The sequence below is a fragment of the Microseira wollei NIES-4236 genome, assembly GCF_020521235.1.
GTDB classification, from domain to species: domain Bacteria; phylum Cyanobacteriota; class Cyanobacteriia; order Cyanobacteriales; family Aerosakkonemataceae; genus Microseira; species Microseira wollei.
The window spans coordinates 20155-37927 of sequence record NZ_BLAY01000071.1 but is presented as its reverse complement, the minus strand read 5'-3'; the positions used below and the strand labels follow the sequence as shown (position 1 = coordinate 37927).

Genomic DNA, 17773 nt, shown 5'->3' with positions numbered 1-17773 from the left:
AATGGAAGCGGATTAGGTATAACCTTTGGCAATTTCTTTCAATTCAACTAAACTCGCGCCGATGCAACGCGCGCGCGTACAGGAATATCGATGATAAATTCCGTACTCTCTCCTGGGGTAGAAAAACACGTTAAATTTCCCCCGTGTTTTTCTACCATAATTTGATAGCTGACGAACAAACCCAAACCCGTGCCATAACCCACGGGTTTTGTCGTGAAAAACGGTTCAAAAACTTTTGAACGCACATCCTCCGCTATCCCACAACCATTATCTGCAATGCGAATTCTGACAAAGTTTGAGTCAATCGCTTCAGTACGGATGCGAATTGTAGGTAATAGGGGATTGTAACTTTTTTCTCTATGACACATTACCGATGACCCATTACCATTTTCCAAAGCATCAATCCCATTATTCAAAATATTCAAGAAAACCTGATTGACTTCGCCAGCGTAACAGGTAACTTTAGGAAGCTGACTATATTCTTTGATTATTTCAATACCCCCTGACTTGAGTCGATGCTGCAAAATCAGTAATGTAGACTCAATTCCTTCATGGATATCCACTGGTTTCAGCGACGCTTCATCGAGTCGGGAGAAGTTCCGCAAGCTGAGGATAATATCGCGGATGCGGTTTGCTCCAACTTTCATCGATGTCAGCATTTTTGGCAAGTCTTCGGCGAGGAAATCTAGCTCTGTTTCTTCTATTTTTGCTTGAATTTCCGCCACTGTTTCGGGATATTGCTGCTGGTATAAACCAATCAGTTCTAACAATTGTTGAACCGATTGATTGGCGTGTTCGAGATTGCCGTATATAAAATTGATCGGGTTGTTAATTTCGTGGGCAACTCCCCCGACAATTTGTCCTAAACTGGACATTTTTTCGCTCTGAATCATTTGAGCTTGAGTCCGCTTAAGTTGGTCTAAAGTTTTATATAAACGCGCATTTTTTTCTTTTAATTCTTGAGTCCGCTGTGACACTTGCGTTTCTAAATTGGCATAGAGGAAAGCATTTTCTAACGAAATTGCTGCTTGGGAAGACAGGAGCTTTACAACTTGCATTCTTTCGGGAGTAAAGGCACCAACAATTAAATTATTTTCCAAGTATAAAATACCTATGAGTTGACCTCGATTGATTATGGGAGTACACAAAAGCGATTTTAAGTTATTAGCAGCGATGTAGCGATCGCGAATAAATTCTTCTGACTTAGCTGCATGACTTAAAACTAAATCTTGGCGCAAGCGAGCGACATAATTGATTGCGGTTACTGGCAATTCATCAAACTCGTCAACGGGAATAGATTGATGCAAAGCTATGTCTTTTCCTGCCGCTGATGCACCAGCAGCGACGAGCAGTTTTCCATCTCTGGATAAGATGAGAAAGCCTTTTTCCGCCCCAGCATTTTCCATCATTGCCTGCATCAAAGCAGTCATTAATTTTTCCAGTTCAATTTCACTAGAAATCGCTTGCGAGGCTTTCATTACTGTTACTAAGTCTAGAATCGCTGAAGTTTCCAAACTGGTTGAAGTGACCGTTCCGGTATTCGTTAATCCCATCGTTGTGCCTGTGGTTATGGTATTGTTTTGCCGGTTAAGAATTGGGGCGAGAAGTTGGGGATACCGACGTTCTAATTCCTCAATTTTAGCTTTCGATCCCCAGCGGCAATAACAATAGTAGGCATCGGTTAAATAAGTTTGGGCAATTTTCTCTTTGCCCCATTTTAAGTAGAATTTGGCAGCCAATTCGTTAGCTAAAGCTTCTTCGTTGACGTATTCGTTTTCTTTTGCTCCTTTGATTGCGCGATCGTATAAGTCCATCGCTTCCACACATTTACCGAAAACTCGATGTCGTTCTGCTTCGACTAGATCGTACTTATGCTGATAATTTTTTGGAGCATGAGATGCCCATTTTTGCAATTGTTTTTGATTCGCTTCTACTTGCTGAATTTCATCTGTATTTCCATACGCTGCTAAAAGAGAAAGAGAATAATATAAATTGTTTTCTACCCAAACCATAAATGCAGGAACAGCGCTGGTATATTGTTCGGCTAACCGGGTGTTTTCAACAGCTTGTTCGTAACGACCAAAATAATAACAGAGAATTGCTTTGGCTAAATAGGCACAGAAAAGGGAAGAACCATTATTGGTTTCTTTTAAAAACGGCAGCATTTCTGCTTCATTAAATATCTCACCGCTTAAAGAGTCTGAGTTGGAGCTTTCCCCGCTTAAAATTATTGCAAGTTGCCTCCAGATGTTGATGTAATTAACGTGAAAGCTTTGTTTGGCAGCTTGAGTAAAATTAACATATTTTTGATGTTCTTCTTTAACAAGCGACAGATATTCTCCAATAAATAGTATGGTACTGGAATAATGTATAGCTGCATAACAAGCATATTCTATATCACCTGTCTCTAATCCTGCTTGAATAGAATCTATATAAATTTTTACTGTTTCCCTGGCAGGGATTTTCCAATGGAATACACAAACATTTAAAGACTGTTTGACTTTGCATTCTAATTGTTTGGCATCGAATTTATCCAACATCTGTAAAGCCAGTTGACCAAAGCGATACCCAGAGTCTATATCTTGCAGCATTGCACACAAGAGGATGCCATAAAAAGTATAAGCGTGGGCAGCGATCGCAGAGTTACCGTGCTGAATAGATAGATTCACCATTGTAAAGACTACCAGAGGCAACAATGAGGGATAGGCAATTACAGCAGTAGAGGTAACATTCATTAAAATCCGCATTGCCGCCAGTTGATTAGCATCGGTCATTTCAGGAAGATTTGCTAAATCCTCAATTTGTTGACCGTGTAATTTTGGCAGCATATCGTTAATATACTGTTGGCTGGGATTTTTAGGCAGGGAAACTCCCAGCTTGTTTAATACTTCCAGCGCCGTATCTAACGCTGATTCCATCTGATTTTGCGCCACATAAGACTGAATGATTATCTCATACACTTTTACCCTATCTAGTAAAGTTTCGGCTTGTTGCAAAGCCACATCAGCGAGTTGATGCGATCGCTCATAGTTGGTATTCAAATATTCTGCTTCCACTGCTTCTACATACAGCGGCAGCGTTAGACTATAATTACTCTTCCAGCTATCAGATGCTAAAAGTGACAAACCTACACCCAAATACTTGAGCGCGGGTTCATAAGCAGTAGCTGCTTTTGCTTTACGTGCAGCTATTAAATTTAATCTTGCCAATTCATCTTTTTCTGACTGTTCGCCAATCAAGTCACTTCCCCGATTCAAATGATTGACAATCTCGAAAATATTTGACTCTAATTGAGCGGGTTTTGTATTTTGCAGGAGCAATCGACCAATTTTTAAATGGATAGCCTTTTGTTGAGATGGGGGAATCAGAGTATAAGCTGCTTGCTGCACTCGGTCGTGGAGAAATTTGTAACCCGGTAATTGGGAATTGGAAATTGGTAATTGGGTATTTATCCCATCGTTGATAAAAAACTTGTAAAGATCGCTGATAGGTAAAATTAGCCCTTCTTGTAAAGCTTGCCACAAGTCTGCGGCGGTTTCTGTTTGGGATTGTTCTGTAACAATTGCCAGGGTGTGCAAATCAAATTGATTGCCGATGCAGGCAGCGAGTTTGAGGACGGTTTGAGTAGCTGGTGGCAGCTTCTGCAATTGACTTGCCATAAATTCTACTACGTCATCGGTGAGGGCGAGCAATCGCACTCGTCCCAAGTCGCACTCCCAGCAATTATTTTCCCCATCAAAAGCAATCAACCCATCTTGATGCAACGCTTTGAGAAATTGATTGCTAAAGAAGGGATTGCCTTGAGTTTTCCCATACACCAACTCGGTTAAAGGCATTGCCCTTTCTGTCGGACAATTCAGCGTATCGGCAATTAAATTGTTGAGGTCTGACTGGGATAGAGGCGCGAGGGTGATAGTTTCTACCTTTGTCCCAGTTTTCTGGATTTCTTCTAAAGTCAATCGCAGCGGATGCGCAAGATAAACTTCATTATCTCGATAAGCTCCAATTAACAGCAAATACCCCATGTCGCTTTCGCTTAAGAGCACTTGCATTAACTTTAATGAAGCGGAATCTGCCCATTGCAAGTCATCGAGGAAAATAACCAGGGGATGTTCTGCGGTAGCGAAGACGCGGATAAATTTACCAAACAACAAATTAAACCGATTTTGCGCCGCACTTCCCGACAGTTCCACCACAGGAGGTTGCTTGCCAACGATTGGTTCCAGTTCGGGGATAACTTCAATAATTACTTGAGCATTTTCTCCCAACGCGGCTAAAATTTCCGCTTTCCACCTTGCCATCTGTTCGCTACTTTCGGCGAGCAATTGCCCCATCAAATCTCGGAAGGATTGCACGAAGGCAGAAAAAGGAACGTTGCGGTTGAATTGGTCGAATTTGCCTTTGATGAAATAACCGCGCTGGCGAAGGATGGGTTTGTGAACTTCATTCACGACAGCGGTTTTACCAATCCCAGAAAAACCAGCAACCAACATTAATTCGATTTTGGATTGATAGTCCTCCTCCATCCCCGCGTCAGAGCATCCCCGCGTCAGAGCGTCTCTTTCTCCTGCTACTCGTTCAAATGCCGCTAGTAAGGTTTCCACTTCCGCGTTTCTGCCGTAGAGCTTTTCCGGGATAATAAAGCGATGGGAAATATCCCGTCGACCCAACTCAAACGGGAGAATCGCTTGACTTTTTTGCCATTGTTGCCAACAGATTTCTAAATCCCATTCGACTCCGTAGGCACTTTGATAGCGATCTTCGGCGGTTTTGGCGATTAGTTTGCAGATAATATCGTTGATGGGTTGGGGGATAGCTGGATTAATTTCAATCGGGGGAATGGGTGCTTTGGCAATATGACAGTGAACCAACTCCATCAAGTCAGTTGTTGGAAAAGGCAGCTGTCCAGTCAAAAGTTCGTAGAAAGTAATGCCGAGGGAGTAGAAGTCGCTGCGGTAGTCTATACCTCGGTTCATGCGTCCGGTTTGTTCCGGGGCGATGTAGGCGAGGGTGCCTTGGAGAACATTGGGGGTTTGAACTTCTTGAGTTTCTCTGGGTAAAAGCGTGGCGATGCTGAAGTCGATTAACTTAACCTCTTTAGTTTGGGGGTTAATTAATAAATTTTGGGGTTTGATATCTTTGTGAATAATGCACTTGTGGTGGAGTCCTGCCAAGATTTGGACAATTTGTCGCGCCATGGGGAGAAACTCTCCCACAGGTAAAGGTTGGCGGGCGGTATATTCTGACAGGGGAATGCCGCCAAAATCTTCCATTACCAGGACAAAACCGTTGCCGTAGTTTTCCAGACTGTAGGGTTTGACGATTCCAGGCAAGTCGAGATTTTTGGCAATCGCGTACTGATGGCGGAACTGCACCAACTCTCTAAAGCTGGGATAATCGCTTTTGAGCAGTTTGACCGCGACGGGTTGGTTATCGGATAGGCGAATGCCTCGATAAACTTGAGTCCTGTTATCGTCGTAGACTTGCTCAGTAATTTGATAGCCCGGTAAATTTAGCATCTGGGAACTCCTGTTGTGATTTTAACTCCCAGTTAGTATTCCCAACCAGGGGACAGATGATCGAAAATCCACATCCAAGATCGCCTACGTCTTCTTTTCTCTTCCCTCTGCGGAATGTCGCGCCTGGAGCGGTTCAATAACCGAGTATTCTTCCGATGGGAAGCTGCTCAAACCAGATGCGAGCGCCAAAAGTGCAGTCAAACCTTACCATATTGTTTGGACAGCCAATCTCTCACGTCCTCAACCCTATGTCCCGTTCCAAAGCTTTACAGTATTACATTTTGGCGCGTTTGCTCCTAGCGCCGCTGATGATTTTGACCATCGTGACCTTGGTATTCCTCTTATTACGCGCCACACCAGGAGATCCAGTCGATGCATTACTCAGCGGTCGCGCTTCCGATGAAGCCAAGGAAGAATTGCGCCAGCGCTTAGGATTGGCAGATCCATTGTTAGTGCAATACCTCCGCTATTTGGGCAAGATATTGCAATTCGATTTAGGGACATCGATTACCAGTCAGGGTCAAAACGTTTGGGAGATTATTTGGCAGCATTTCCCCGCGACTTTGGAATTATCCTTATTTGGCATGGCGATCGCTTTCCTTGTCGGCGTCGGCGTCGGCGCACTTTCCGCCTCAAAACCCAATTCTGCTTTCGACGCAGGCGGACGCTTATTTGGCATCATCACCTACGCCATACCTATGTATTGGTTCGGAATGATTTTGCAGTTAATTTTTTCCGTCCAACTAGGTTGGTTTCCCTTGGGTACTCGCTTCCCCCTCGCCTTAGAAGCACCGCCCACAATTACCGGACTTTACGCCATCGATAGCCTGCTCAACGGCAACATCAACCAATTGCTGACATCGCTTTACTATCTCGCCCTCCCCAGTCTAACTTTAGGCATTCTAATCAGCGGTATATTCGAGCGAATAGTGCGAGTGAACCTAAAAGAAACCCTCAAAGCCGATTACGTAGAAGCCGCGCGAGCCAGAGGCATTCCCGAACGACGAATTCTGTTCGCCCATGCCCTAAAAAATGCTCTGATTCCCGTGATTACAATTTTGGGTTTGACCTTCGCCTCATTACTAGGCGGTGCAGTACTAACCGAAGTTACCTTTTCTTGGCCTGGATTGGGAAATCAACTTTATCAAGCCATTTCGGAACGGGACTACACCACAGTACAGGGAATCATGGTCTTTTTCGGCGCGATTGTCGTCTTCGCCAGCATATTGATCGATATCGTTAACGCTTATATCGACCCGCGCATTCGGTATTAATAATGAGACTGCGATCGCAGATACACTTACTCCCAGTACCTCACCAGATTACCTATCATCTTCCCTTCTTCTTCCCTTCTTCTTCCTTGGCGTTCTTGGCGTCTTGGCGGTTCAATAATTCTTCCCTTCTTCTTCTCTTCCTTCGTGTCCTTCGCGCCTTCGCGGTTAAATAATTCTTCCCTCCTTCCACAGGAAAAAGACTAATGATCCATGTAGTTTGGGAAATGGAAACTGGCGGCCCCGATGACTTCCTCACCCTGTTGCTTTTGCTTGGACACCAGGCGGTTAATCTGAAAGCCGTTACCATTACTCCAGGTTCGCCGCAGCAGATTGGATTGGTGAGGAAAGCGCTTTCTTTTTTTAACCTCGATATCCGTGCAGGCGATATTCCCACATCCGACAATGCTGAAGATGGCGGCGAAGTTTTGCGGCGCTATTGCGACTCGAATACAACGCTAATCCCAGGGACGCCGCTGAAAAATTTGGGCAGCGCAATCCGATTAAATTTCCCAGTCTGTCCTGGGGTCGCCCCGTGATTTGCTGACGTTGGTGTCGTCCCCCCAGATAAACAGTTAGATAAATTCAAAGGATTGGTAACTTTTCCCAGCTACAACCTCAACCGCGACCCGAAATCCGCTTTAGCTGCACTCGCCTATCTGGGTATTGCCGTCAAACGATTTGTCTCTAAAAATGTCTGTCACGGCATTTGCTATGACTGGGAAATGCACGGGCAACTCGCAGCAGTTAAAGATAAAAGTTTATCTCTATCCTTAATCTGGCAAGGAATCGATATCTACCTGCGCGTTCGCCCCCACGGGAAACTGTTCCACGACCCTTTAGCTGCTTGCTGCGCCATCGATGAATCTATCGCCACAAGGGTGAGTGGGGTGCTAAACTCTCTCCCGGTGCCAAAACTCGGATCGTTATCGACTATTAAATATGAACCCGCCTCCCCACTTCATCAGTTACGAGAAAATTGCCGATAGTCCGAATCAATGGAATCTCTCCCCCTCCGACTATCGCGCTTTCAACAAAACCCACTGGGTCGTCACCGAAAAGATTCACGGCGCTAATTTCTGCATCGTCACCGATGGCGACATTGTCCGCTTCGCCAAACGCAAAGAGTTTCTGGAATCCGGAGAAGATTTCTTTGGGTTTAAATCTTTTGAGAGTCAGTTGGTCCCCCAGGTTAGGGAAATTTTCCAGATGCTCCAAGCTGCATCTAACCATCCCCTTTGCGTTTCAATTTACGGCGAATTGTTTGGCGGCGAGTATCCCCACCCAGATGTTCCTCTAACTCCCCATATCCAACCAGTACAAACCGGCGTCTACTATTCCCCCAATATCCAATTCTGTGCTTTCGATATTGCTGCGATCGCCAACAACAATCCCGCCAACAGAACTTACCTCGATTACAACCAAACCCTCCACCTCTGTCAGCAAGTCGGCATGTTCTGCGCTTCCCCCCTTTTCATCGGCAAATACGACAGAGCCATTACCTATAATCCAGAGTTTGAGTCTACTATCCCAGCTTTACTATCATTGCCAAAATTACCCTTTAGCAATCCCGCCGAAGGCATTGTCATCAAACCTGTCAAATCTATCTGCGTCCCAACTCCCAAAGGCAAAATTAGACCCATTCTGAAAATCAAAATCCCCGACTTCTCCGAAACCCGCTTTCATCAGGCGCAGAAATGGAATCAGCATTCCTCTTACGCTGCCAGTACCGCAGAATGGTTATCTCAAGCACTACTAGCAATGGTGACCGAAAATCGCTTGCATAATGCTATCTCTAAAATTGGCAGAATCTCCCCAATCGATGTCAAACTCAAATCCCAATTAGTTCAATTATTCGTAGCCGATGCCCTCGAAACCTTTCAAGACCAGTATGGAAAATTCTTTCAAAGTCTACCCCAGCCAAGTCAGCAAAGTTTAATCCATAAATTAGAAAACGAGGCCGAACAATTGATTGGAAAATGTCTTTAAATGCTGCCATTTTTTCCACATCCCATTCGCGAGCGCTCCTGCTATCTTCACCACTAGGGCTTGAAATTATATCATTTACTACTAATTATGACAAGATTACCTTGACATATCATGGAAATTTGACAAAAATCCAGTACGGCATCGGCTTTTTTATACAAATTTTGCCTAAGTATTTATCAATGTTCCCTGACAATTTTGGCGTCCCACTGACGAAATTAATAGGGTTTAAGGCTTATTTATCACCAAAATGGCATTTTTAGTCATACGACGCCTTGATTATGATAATTGAATTTTTGGCCTCAAATCAAGTAAATTCGTGGAATAATTGAGAATGGTGTCAATAAAAATTGAGCCTTTACGTTCCGTTACACGAAATAAATTTTAAAATTTAAAACTGAATAGGGTGATTTGATTAAATAAAGCTATATAGCGGGGAAAAACCATTTGAAAATTGACCATTTATGATAAAATTCGCCAGGAGGTTAGCGAAGGTCAAACCCATCGGAGTAATCGCTAAAACGGGTTTATCCCGTTGGCATCTCCGTAATCCTGTTTTGATTACGCCAGAGTAAGTCCGGGTTATAGCGGAGCAACTAGGTGGGAAAGGTTTTTAATCAACAATTTGAGAAAGACATGGATGCGGATGAACTTTTGAGACGATACGCAGCCCAAGAGCGTGATTTTGCTGGAATAGACCTACCGAGGGTAGACCTGCGGGAAGCCAACTTAGTGAATGCGAATCTTGCTGGCGCAAATTTAAGTCGCAGCGACTTGCGGGAAGCAAGGCTAGGACAAACGAATCTAGCGAAAGCGGATCTGTCGAAAGCGAACTTGAGCGAAAGCATACTCTGGGGATGCGACCTGAGCGAAGCCGACTTGAGCAAAGCCGAATTGCGGGAAGCAGATTTAAGCGGAGCCAAGTTAGTGAAAGCTTGCCTGGAAAAAACCAAACTCGCCAAAGCTTGCTTGTCCGACGCCAACTTAAGCGGGGCGAATTTAGAAAAGGCAATTTTATTTGCAGCCAACTTGCGCTGCAATTCCGAACGACAAACCGACTTGAGCGACGCCAACTTAAAAGAAGCCGATCTGAGTTATGCCAACTTAAGCGGAGCATTACTGCAACGGGCGAACTTAAAGCGCGCCAAACTTTGCCGCGCCGTTTTAGCCAGGGGAAACGACAAATCCCTGGCGACAGATCTAAGGGAAGCCAACTTACAAGAAGCAGACCTCAGCTATGCCGACTTAACCGGAGCCAACTTACAAAAAGCAGATTTACGAGGAGCCGACCTTACCCGCACTATCCTCACCGATGCTAACTTGCAAGGCGCTATTATGCCCGATGGCAAGATTCACGATTGAAGGTGTAGCAATCCGATTCGAGTTGCGGGTAAAGACTTTTTTAAACTCAGCGCAGAGGACGCTCTTTCCTCTGGGGTCTATTCATCAGATTCCTAAATCCAAAAATAAGCCATCAACAGAGTAATCGCTGTCAGAGGCAAACCAAAACGTAAATGCTCCCAAAAACTCAACTTGTAACCCAACTTAGCCGCAGCTTCCACAACAATTAAATTAGCCACAGCACCAAACAAGGTCAAATTTCCCGCTAAAGTAGAACCTGCAGCTAACAGCAACCACGCGCGAGTATCTTCACGCCCAATCAACGGTTCCAACAGCAACACCGCAGGCACGTTAGAAATTATGTTCGATAAAATTGCAATCGTTCCCAACAACCCCGCAGGCGTTCCCACCCAACCCGTAAATGCCTGTAAAATGTTTAATTTTTGCGTAGCCTCGGTGAGAATAAACAACCCCGAAAACAATACCAAAAGATTCCAATCTACTTGCTTTAAAACTCGTTCTGGTTTGACCCGCCGGGTAATTAACAACAACGCCGCCGCGACTAACGCAGCTTTTCCCAAAGAAACCCCAACAACAAACGCAATTAACAATCCTGTTGTTATGACCAAAGTTTTAGTTAATAAAGGCTTGTGGATGCGGTAGCGCGGTAGAGTAAAATTATCGCCAGCTGCGCCGGAACGCACCTCCGGATAAAGCCACCACAACAGTCCAACTTGTACGATTAAACCCGCCAGCGCTACCGGCGTCAGCACTTGGGCAAATTTTAGATAACCGATCCCAGAAAAAGTCCCAACTAAGATATTCTGGGGATTACCGCTCAGAGTCGCCACCGAACCCAAATTGGTAGCACCTGCTATTGCTAATAAATAAGGAATCGGATTTAACCCCAAAGCTTGCGTCAAACCTAACGTTAGCGGCGTAAACACCAACGCCAGCGTATCGTTCAAGAAAAAAGCTGATAAAATACCCCCGCCAAACGTTAAAATCACCAACAACCCAAACGGACTGCGCGTCAACCGCAACAGCGATGCCAGCGCCAATTGAAAAAAACCCGCATAAGATAGATTCGCATTGACAATCATCAAGCTTAGTAGGAAAATTATCGTACCAGGGTCAATTGCCTGCCAACCCTCTGGCAAATCTAATACACCCAACGCAATTAAAAAAGCCGAACCTACCAAAGCAATCGTAGGTCGATTCATCCTTAAACCAGGGAAATTTCCCCATACCAGACCCAGGTAAGCCACCCCTAAAACCAAATACCTCGTATATTGCAGCAGCATTTCAATAAACTGGAAAAACAGACAAATCTAACTCTACTCTTTACCTTCGCGCTCTTCGCGTCTTCGTGGTTAAAAATAATTTTTAAACCGCGAAGACGCGAAGGACGCGAAGAAAATCTTCGTCTTACTCTTGAGACTTTGACAAAGCTGGGTGGGAGATGCCGACCAGAAACTTTGCAAGTGTAAGGAAAAGCGGTAGAATTGCCAAAACATTAATATTAAAACCAAAAATATGGCATACTACGATTTTGATGACCATTTTTGGTCGCCCCAGGAAGTGTGCGGTCAGATACCGCAAAAAAACCAACCTTCTTGGGGAGTCCAACATCTGATCGGTTCGATTTTAGAACTGGCTAAAAAAATACGGTTAAATCCCTAGGATTTCTCCATAATCGGATAGATAGCTGGAACCATCCCCCAAGCGATCTCGTCTGTTGCGAAAGCACTTGATTTTGTATCATCATCCGCTCCGATCGAGTTTCTCCTGGCTTCGGGTTATAATCTGCCTTGACCTAAGTGTAGAGAAAGATACATGCAGGTTGTGGTAATTCAGGTGTGGTAGGAGATATCTGTGGTGGATGGAGTGAAAATCCCTAACAATGAGTCAACTCCAAACTTGGCGCGAGAATCTGAGGAACCCGCTGGAGCAATTGTTCCCATAACAGCAAGGGTAGACAGTAACCAATCTACCCACGATCCGCATCCCATAACGAAGTGGTGGTTGTGGCGAGCATTATTTGTTTCTAAATATACAGAAACGACCAAGTCAAGCACGGGAAGAAGGTCGTCGGTAGCTAGATGGTTGTTCTGGAGTCTGGTATTATTCCTGACAACGACCATTTCTGCAACGTTGGGAGCAACGCTGGCGCTGATCACGCCATTATCTACGGCGATATGTCCGCCACCCCGCTGCGTAGTGCCAGAGAAGCAGGCGCAATCGCTTGTAGACTTGTGGCGCGATGCCTTCTTATATCGCCTCACCCGCCCGGTTAATATATTAGTCATGGGGATAGACCGCGTTCCCAATAGTCCACCCCACTCAAGCGCCAGCTTCAACGGTCGCAGCGATACGATGCTGCTGCTGCGGGTAGACCCCAGTGACAACTCGGTCAAAGTGCTTTCGATTCCCAGGGACACCCAAGTCGATAGTCCGGAATTAACCATCCAAAAAATTAACCAAGCCAACGCGGATGGGGGACCCGCATTAGCCGCTAGAATCGTCAGCAGCACCCTCAACGACGTACCCATAGACCGTTACGTCCGCGTCACGACGGATGCCTTCCGCGAACTCGTAGATTTAGTAGGCGGCGTGGAAGTATTCGTCCCCTACCCGATGCGTTATGTAGATAAAACTCAGCAGTTAAATATTAGTTTAGATCCGGGGTGGCAGTTACTCGACGGCGAACAAGCAGAAAAATTTGCCCGGTATCGCCACGATAAATACGGCGATATCGGTAGAGTGCAACGACAGCAAGTGCTGCTAAAAGCATTGCGACAGCGTTTGGTCAGTCCGGCGATTTTACCCCGCTTGCCTCAGTTGCTGCGGGTGATGCAAAAATACGTAGACACAAACGTTAGTTTAGAAGAAATGCTGGCGCTGGCGAATTTCGGGCTGAAACTCGATCGGGCGGATATCCAAATGGTAATGTTGCCCGGTCATTTCAGCGATTCGAGACAGTATGCCAGTCACTGGATCATCGATCGCCGGGGGCGCGATCGTGTCATGCGCGACTTCTTCGCCGTCGATGGCAACGATATTGCCCGCGAAACCAAGCGTTCCGAAGATAATATTCGCATTGCAGTTCAAAACGCCTCTGGTGAAGCCCACATGAGTCGTCGAGTTGCCCAGTACTTAAAAACTTTGGGATTCAACAATATTTATTTAGTCAAAGATTGGCCCGATCGAGAACGTCAAACTCAAATAATTGTACAACAGGGTGATATAGCAGCGGCACAAAGACTTAAAGATAAGTTGGGTTTGGGAAATATTGAGTCTGCATCTACAGGCGATATCGAGTCTGATATAACGCTGCGGATTGGAGAAGATTGGTCTTCTTATTTAGCAGGGTTTTGACCCCTCCCCCATCCCCTCTCCTGCGAGGAGAGGGGGGCTTTTACTTACTGGTTTTTTTGGTGTCGCGATCCGAGCGTAAATATCAGTAAAAACACCGATCGATTCCTTCCTGGCAGCATAGTATCTTGGAAGAAAGCTTCTGGGCGCCACCAGTTATGACACAGCCGAATATTCTGGAACTTGCAAAACAGGGAGATCCACAAGCGATCGCTTCCCTAATTAACCGCCAGTTGCAACCCAAAGGCATCACTGTAAAAACATCTATTAAAAACGATTGTTTGAACGTTATGCTAGAAGCAGTGCAAGTGCCAAATCAACAAACCCTAGTCGCAATTATGCGGAAAGGGATAACCAGTTTGGGACCAGCATCAATTAAGAAGGTAAATGTTTATGGACGTAAAATCGGGGAAAATTTTCCAGCATGGAATGAGGAATTTGAGGTAGTAACGCAGCATCTGCCTGAGTTGGAAGAATTGGCAAAGCAAGGCGATGCGAATGCGATCGCTACCCTAATAAATCAGTGGTTAAACTCTCCTAGTATTACAACCAAAGCGAGTTTGAAACAGGGTTGCTTACAGGTGATGCTAGAATCAACCCCAGTTCCCAGTCAACAGATAATCGTTCCGCTAATTGGCGATAAATTAAGCAATTTAGGGATTGAATCTTTTAAGAAAGTCAAAATATATGGGCGAGAAATAGGTGAGGATTTTCCAGATTGGCAACAAGAATTTGATTTAGAAGCACAGGTGGATCCAGTAAGTGAAATATCAGTAGAGGTTGAATCTTCCAACTCAATTGTCAAAGCACAATCAAATAGTCAATCATCTTTGTGGGGGTCAATTACCAAGATAGTCGAACGTGCAGGAGGAGCGATCGCTAGTACTACCTCCCAAGCAAGTAACGCGATCGCGCAGACAGCGACGGGAGTAAGTGGAACGATTGCTGATACTGCTTTTCAAACGGGTAAAAATGTGGTGGGAAAAGCGGCAGAAATTGGTGGAGCGATCGCAAACAATACCTCAGTTGCCGGTAAAAATGTTGTGGGAAAGGCTACAGAAATTGGTGGAGCGATCGCTAATACTGCCTCAGTTGCCAGTCAGGCAATTGTGAAAACAACTACAGATTTAGTCACTCCGATTGTTGATGCTACTGGGAAAACAATTCAAACGGCTACAAATGCAAGCACAGATTGGCTCATCCGCATCATAGACAAAGTAGATATAGTTAAAGCTGAAACCGAAGTCACAAAATTACAGCATCAGTATCCTGACGAACAACCGCGTCAAATTGCTCATCGCCTCATGTTAGATAAAGCCTTGCTGGCGGCGGGAAGTGGATTATTTAGCAATCTGATACCTGGAACAGCTATTGCACTAGCCGGACTAGATTTAGCAGCTACAACTGCATTATCGGCAGAATTAGTTTATCAGATTGCCGCTGCTTACGCACAGGATTTGCAATCATCAGAAAGAAAACACGAAATATTAACAATTTTTGGTTTATCGCTGAGTGGGAGTTTAGCCATTGAGGCAGGTGTGAGTTTTTTAGGCAATATTCCGGTAGCTGGCGCAGCGATCGGTGCAAGTTCTAATGCTGCTATGATTTATGCACTGGGATATGGAGCTTGTCGCTTTTATGAAGCGAAGCTCAATCCTTTAATAATGGAAGCTACCCTGGAAACTTCTCAAGCAGAAAGTCAGAAGTATTTAGCAGCAGCTATTACCCAAGAAACGATTATGGATCAAATTTTGGTTCATGTCGTCTTGGCGGGTAATGCAGGGAAAACTTGGGATATGATTTTGCCAGAATTACAAGCAGCGAATCTTAGTCCAGCATCTTTAGATGCGATCGCTGCCAATATTAACTCCCCACCCCCATTAGAAACATTGCTCGCTCAAATCGACGGTGATTTTGCAATTCCACTTTTGGCTCAATGCGAAAAAATTGCCCAATTAGATGGAATAATTACATCTGAAGAAGCTCAAATAATCGAAGCGATCGCCAATAAATTGCGTTCAGGCAAAAAGATATCAAATTGACACTCCCCGGTCTCTTGACGCGGGGTTTTCCCAGACTGCTCTATAATTGGTTTGGATCGATGCCCATTTCGCAAAGTTGAGCTAATAAGGCTTGGGATCGCTGTCTTTCCTGTTCAAGCATTGCTTCTGCCTGTTGGGCTCGTTCTTCAGAGAACAATAAAATATTACCTTGGGCATCCCACCAGCGCAACCAAAAGCCAGTTCTACCTTCGTGGGTTCCCTCCCATACTCCCAAAAATAAGTCTAATCCGGGAATCCAATAACGCCCTTGTTCATCCGGCACTTGGCGACTATAACGCCCCGACTCCAGACCATAAACCTCAACCCGCCCCGTCGTGGGTCGGAAAATAACATAACGGGGAACTTTGATTACCTGTTCATAAAAAAACCACTTGCCAACATTTTCTTCCGACTCCACCGAGTATTCATCCCCATAGGTAGCCGAAAGAAATTCCATTACCACTTGAGGAATTGCACCTTCTGTGTTAGGCGTATAACTGCGACGCGGTTGTCTTGACTGCCAAGGATGGACAGGTTTTACATACATCCAGTCGGGTGCTTTGCAGATAATTCGCCCATCAATCTCGGCACACAAAGCAAAATTAGACACAATTAGTGCATCTTGGATTAAATCGGGAAATCGGGTTAAAGGCTGTTTCAGCGCCGCAGCAAGTGGAGGTTGGTCGGTATTTTCCACAGGCTCGTCCGGTAAGATAAAATCTTCTGGCAATACAGGCCAGGAAATTGATAATTTGGGAACTGGTGGTTGTGCGAGCATAGTTTCACCTCGCAGTCGCTTCGTCTTAACCTCTTGATGTCTATTATGCACATCCATAGATCGATCAACATGAAAACAATGCCGCAAATTGCCCAATATAACCGCAGTAGCGCCACCGTCAAAACAATATGGTTGCGCTTGTTTAGTTTAATTTTAATCCTCGCACTTGCCTGCTTTTGGGTGATGCTGAGTGCAACTCCCGCTTATGCACAGGCAAATACAATTAATTACACCAAAACGAACCTGCAAAACCGCGACTTTTCCCATACCGACTTGAAAGGTGCTGTTTTCGCCGCTGCTGAAATGAAACGGGCAAATTTCCAGGGTGCGGATTTAACCAATGCGATTTTGACCCAAGGAATTTTACTCGAAGCAAATCTTGAAGCCGCTAACTTGACGGGTGCTTTAGCAGATCAAGTGACATTTGACAAGGCTAATTTGAAGAATGCGATTTTTACTGAAGCAATGTTGACTCGCACCAGTTTTTTTAATGCGGATATTACTGGCGCAGATTTTACCGATGCGCTGGTAGATCGTTATCAAGTAAAACTTTTGTGCGCTCGGGCAACGGGGGTGAATCCGGTTACCGGCGTCTCGACGCGGGAAAGTTTAGGTTGTCGCTGATTTGTTGGCGATCAATTGATGCATATCTTCCCAGGAGAGAACATCGTGTAACAATGCCTGATAGCCTAAAGTATTCGGGTGGAGTCCGTCTTCGGTGAGGCGGGAAGTTACCCAGTCTTCACCCCGCGCCATCCATAAATCGAAAATATCCAAATAAGGAATACCCAGCGACAAACAAGCTTGTCGCGTCGCTTCCTTGTAACGATATTGGTCGGCGCGGTTAAAGTAGAAACAATCTAAAAACGGCATCTTGGTTTCATCTACCGGCACCATTCCGACAAATAAAACCGGACATAACAGGCGCGATCGCAACAGCAACGCCTCGATTTCCCGTTGAAAATCATCAAAGCTCGTGCAATTGCGTCCATCCCATCGTCCCATGCGTGGCGAATCATTCACGCCCACCGATAGAATAATCGCATCCGGGACGCGATTTCGCAGTTCTCCGCGATGGCGGAACTCGTGTTCCAATCGCTGGGATACAGAACTGGTGCGATCGCCCCGCACCCCGAGATTGTACAGCACGTGACCCGGACTAGAGGGCGACATCCACTTGCGCCGCAGTCGTTCTACCCATCCGCCACCTTCAGGGTCGCCAAATCCATAAACTAAACTATCTCCCAACACGACTATCTTCAGAGGATGGGGATTCGCCCCGCGTAACGGTGTCAAAGTAGGTGCAAACAGCGATCGCATGAGCAATAACACTTATGTAAAGATAGATTAAATATTGGCACACTGTGCAGAACCTATACAATATGCCATTTTAAGTGTAGCCGCTCCGGAATAACCGCCAAGGGAAAAGCTGCTGGTAAACTAGGGATGGGGATATTCCAT

13 protein-coding genes are annotated in these 17773 nt (G+C 45.2%); 9 read left to right on the top strand and 4 right to left on the bottom strand.

Annotated elements, in window-relative coordinates:
* Positions 1 to 47 precede the first annotated feature (47 nt).
* The gene (locus tag MiSe_RS22790) at positions 48 to 5519 is read right to left on the bottom strand and encodes a trifunctional serine/threonine-protein kinase/ATP-binding protein/sensor histidine kinase (protein ID WP_226585176.1); all 5472 of its coding nucleotides are present in this window, start codon (positions 5517 to 5519) and stop codon (positions 48 to 50) included.
* A gap of 248 nt (positions 5520 to 5767) precedes the next feature.
* Between MiSe_RS22790 and MiSe_RS22785 the strand changes: the two genes are divergently transcribed.
* The 5 genes from MiSe_RS22785 to hetL all read left to right on the top strand — a co-directional run bounded on the left by MiSe_RS22785 (position 5768) and on the right by hetL (position 10138).
* The gene (locus MiSe_RS22785; protein WP_226585184.1) at positions 5768 to 6793 is read left to right on the top strand and encodes an ABC transporter permease; all 1026 of its coding nucleotides are present in this window, start codon (positions 5768 to 5770) and stop codon (positions 6791 to 6793) included.
* Positions 6794 to 6996: 203 nt separating this feature from the next.
* Entirely contained in the window at positions 6997 to 7329 is a 333-nt protein-coding gene (locus MiSe_RS22780) for a hypothetical protein (protein ID WP_226585175.1), read from the top strand.
* Between the two features lie 54 nt (positions 7330 to 7383).
* Positions 7384 to 7779, top strand: coding sequence for a hypothetical protein (locus MiSe_RS22775; RefSeq protein ID WP_226585174.1), 396 nt, complete (start codon positions 7384 to 7386; stop codon positions 7777 to 7779).
* Positions 7733 to 8779: an RNA ligase family protein gene (locus tag MiSe_RS22770; protein WP_226585173.1), complete on the top strand. Its 1047-nt coding sequence runs from the start codon at positions 7733 to 7735 to the stop codon at positions 8777 to 8779. Before MiSe_RS22775 ends, MiSe_RS22770 begins: the two co-directional genes overlap by 47 nt.
* Positions 8780 to 9412: 633 nt before the next feature.
* Positions 9413 to 10138, top strand: coding sequence for a heterocyst differentiation pentapeptide repeat protein HetL (gene hetL, locus MiSe_RS22765; RefSeq protein WP_226585183.1), 726 nt, complete (start codon positions 9413 to 9415; stop codon positions 10136 to 10138).
* Between the two features lie 92 nt (positions 10139 to 10230).
* On the opposite strand, the gene MiSe_RS22760 is transcribed toward hetL, so the two are convergent.
* A complete protein-coding gene (locus MiSe_RS22760; RefSeq protein WP_226585172.1) occupies positions 10231 to 11421 on the bottom strand; it encodes an anion transporter in 1191 nt (396 codons plus the stop codon).
* Positions 11422 to 11653: 232 nt separating this feature from the next.
* Between MiSe_RS22760 and MiSe_RS22755 the strand changes: the two genes are divergently transcribed.
* The 3 genes from MiSe_RS22755 (at position 11654) to MiSe_RS22745 (ending at position 15534) form a co-directional block, all read left to right on the top strand.
* Positions 11654 to 11800: a hypothetical protein gene (locus MiSe_RS22755; RefSeq protein ID WP_226585171.1), complete on the top strand. Its 147-nt coding sequence runs from the start codon at positions 11654 to 11656 to the stop codon at positions 11798 to 11800.
* 204 nt (positions 11801 to 12004) lie between these two features.
* Entirely contained in the window at positions 12005 to 13495 is a 1491-nt protein-coding gene (locus tag MiSe_RS22750; RefSeq protein WP_226585170.1) for an LCP family protein, read from the top strand.
* A gap of 155 nt (positions 13496 to 13650) precedes the next feature.
* Positions 13651 to 15534 (top strand): hypothetical protein, encoded by a 1884-nt coding sequence (locus tag MiSe_RS22745; protein ID WP_226585169.1) that lies wholly within the window; start codon positions 13651 to 13653, stop codon positions 15532 to 15534.
* Between the two features lie 40 nt (positions 15535 to 15574).
* On the opposite strand, the gene MiSe_RS22740 is transcribed toward MiSe_RS22745, so the two are convergent.
* Complete coding sequence (locus tag MiSe_RS22740) at positions 15575 to 16312, bottom strand: Uma2 family endonuclease (RefSeq protein ID WP_226585167.1); 738 nt, start codon at positions 16310 to 16312, stop codon at positions 15575 to 15577.
* Between the two features lie 78 nt (positions 16313 to 16390).
* Here MiSe_RS22740 and MiSe_RS22735 point away from each other — a divergent pair, with 78 nt between their 5' ends.
* Complete coding sequence (locus tag MiSe_RS22735) at positions 16391 to 16936, top strand: pentapeptide repeat-containing protein (RefSeq protein WP_226585165.1); 546 nt, start codon at positions 16391 to 16393, stop codon at positions 16934 to 16936.
* Here the strand turns inward: MiSe_RS22735 and MiSe_RS22730 are convergent.
* On the bottom strand, positions 16922 to 17632 hold the full coding sequence (locus MiSe_RS22730) for a GDSL-type esterase/lipase family protein (protein ID WP_226585163.1): 711 nt from the start codon (positions 17630 to 17632) through the stop codon (positions 16922 to 16924). The two genes, MiSe_RS22735 and MiSe_RS22730, sit on opposite strands and share 15 nt — an antisense overlap.
* Positions 17633 to 17773 lie beyond the last annotated feature (141 nt).

What these genes read in the sequence shown, in the direction of transcription:
- MiSe_RS22790 (WP_226585176.1), bottom strand. Translation starts at nt 5,519, where the DNA reads ATGCTAAATTTACCGGGCTATCAAATTACTGAGCAAGTCTACGACGAT.
- MiSe_RS22785 (WP_226585184.1), top strand. Translation starts at nt 5,768, where the DNA reads ATGTCCCGTTCCAAAGCTTTACAGTATTACATTTTGGCGCGTTTGCTC.
- MiSe_RS22780 (WP_226585175.1), top strand. Translation starts at nt 6,997, where the DNA reads ATGATCCATGTAGTTTGGGAAATGGAAACTGGCGGCCCCGATGACTTC.
- MiSe_RS22770 (WP_226585173.1), top strand. Translation starts at nt 7,733, where the DNA reads ATGAACCCGCCTCCCCACTTCATCAGTTACGAGAAAATTGCCGATAGT.
- hetL (WP_226585183.1), top strand. Translation starts at nt 9,413, where the DNA reads ATGGATGCGGATGAACTTTTGAGACGATACGCAGCCCAAGAGCGTGAT.
- MiSe_RS22760 (WP_226585172.1), bottom strand. Translation starts at nt 11,421, where the DNA reads ATGCTGCTGCAATATACGAGGTATTTGGTTTTAGGGGTGGCTTACCTG.
- MiSe_RS22755 (WP_226585171.1), top strand. Translation starts at nt 11,654, where the DNA reads ATGGCATACTACGATTTTGATGACCATTTTTGGTCGCCCCAGGAAGTG.
- MiSe_RS22745 (WP_226585169.1), top strand. Translation starts at nt 13,651, where the DNA reads ATGACACAGCCGAATATTCTGGAACTTGCAAAACAGGGAGATCCACAA.
- MiSe_RS22740 (WP_226585167.1), bottom strand. Translation starts at nt 16,312, where the DNA reads ATGCTCGCACAACCACCAGTTCCCAAATTATCAATTTCCTGGCCTGTA.
- MiSe_RS22735 (WP_226585165.1), top strand. Translation starts at nt 16,391, where the DNA reads ATGCCGCAAATTGCCCAATATAACCGCAGTAGCGCCACCGTCAAAACA.
- MiSe_RS22730 (WP_226585163.1), bottom strand. Translation starts at nt 17,632, where the DNA reads ATGCGATCGCTGTTTGCACCTACTTTGACACCGTTACGCGGGGCGAAT.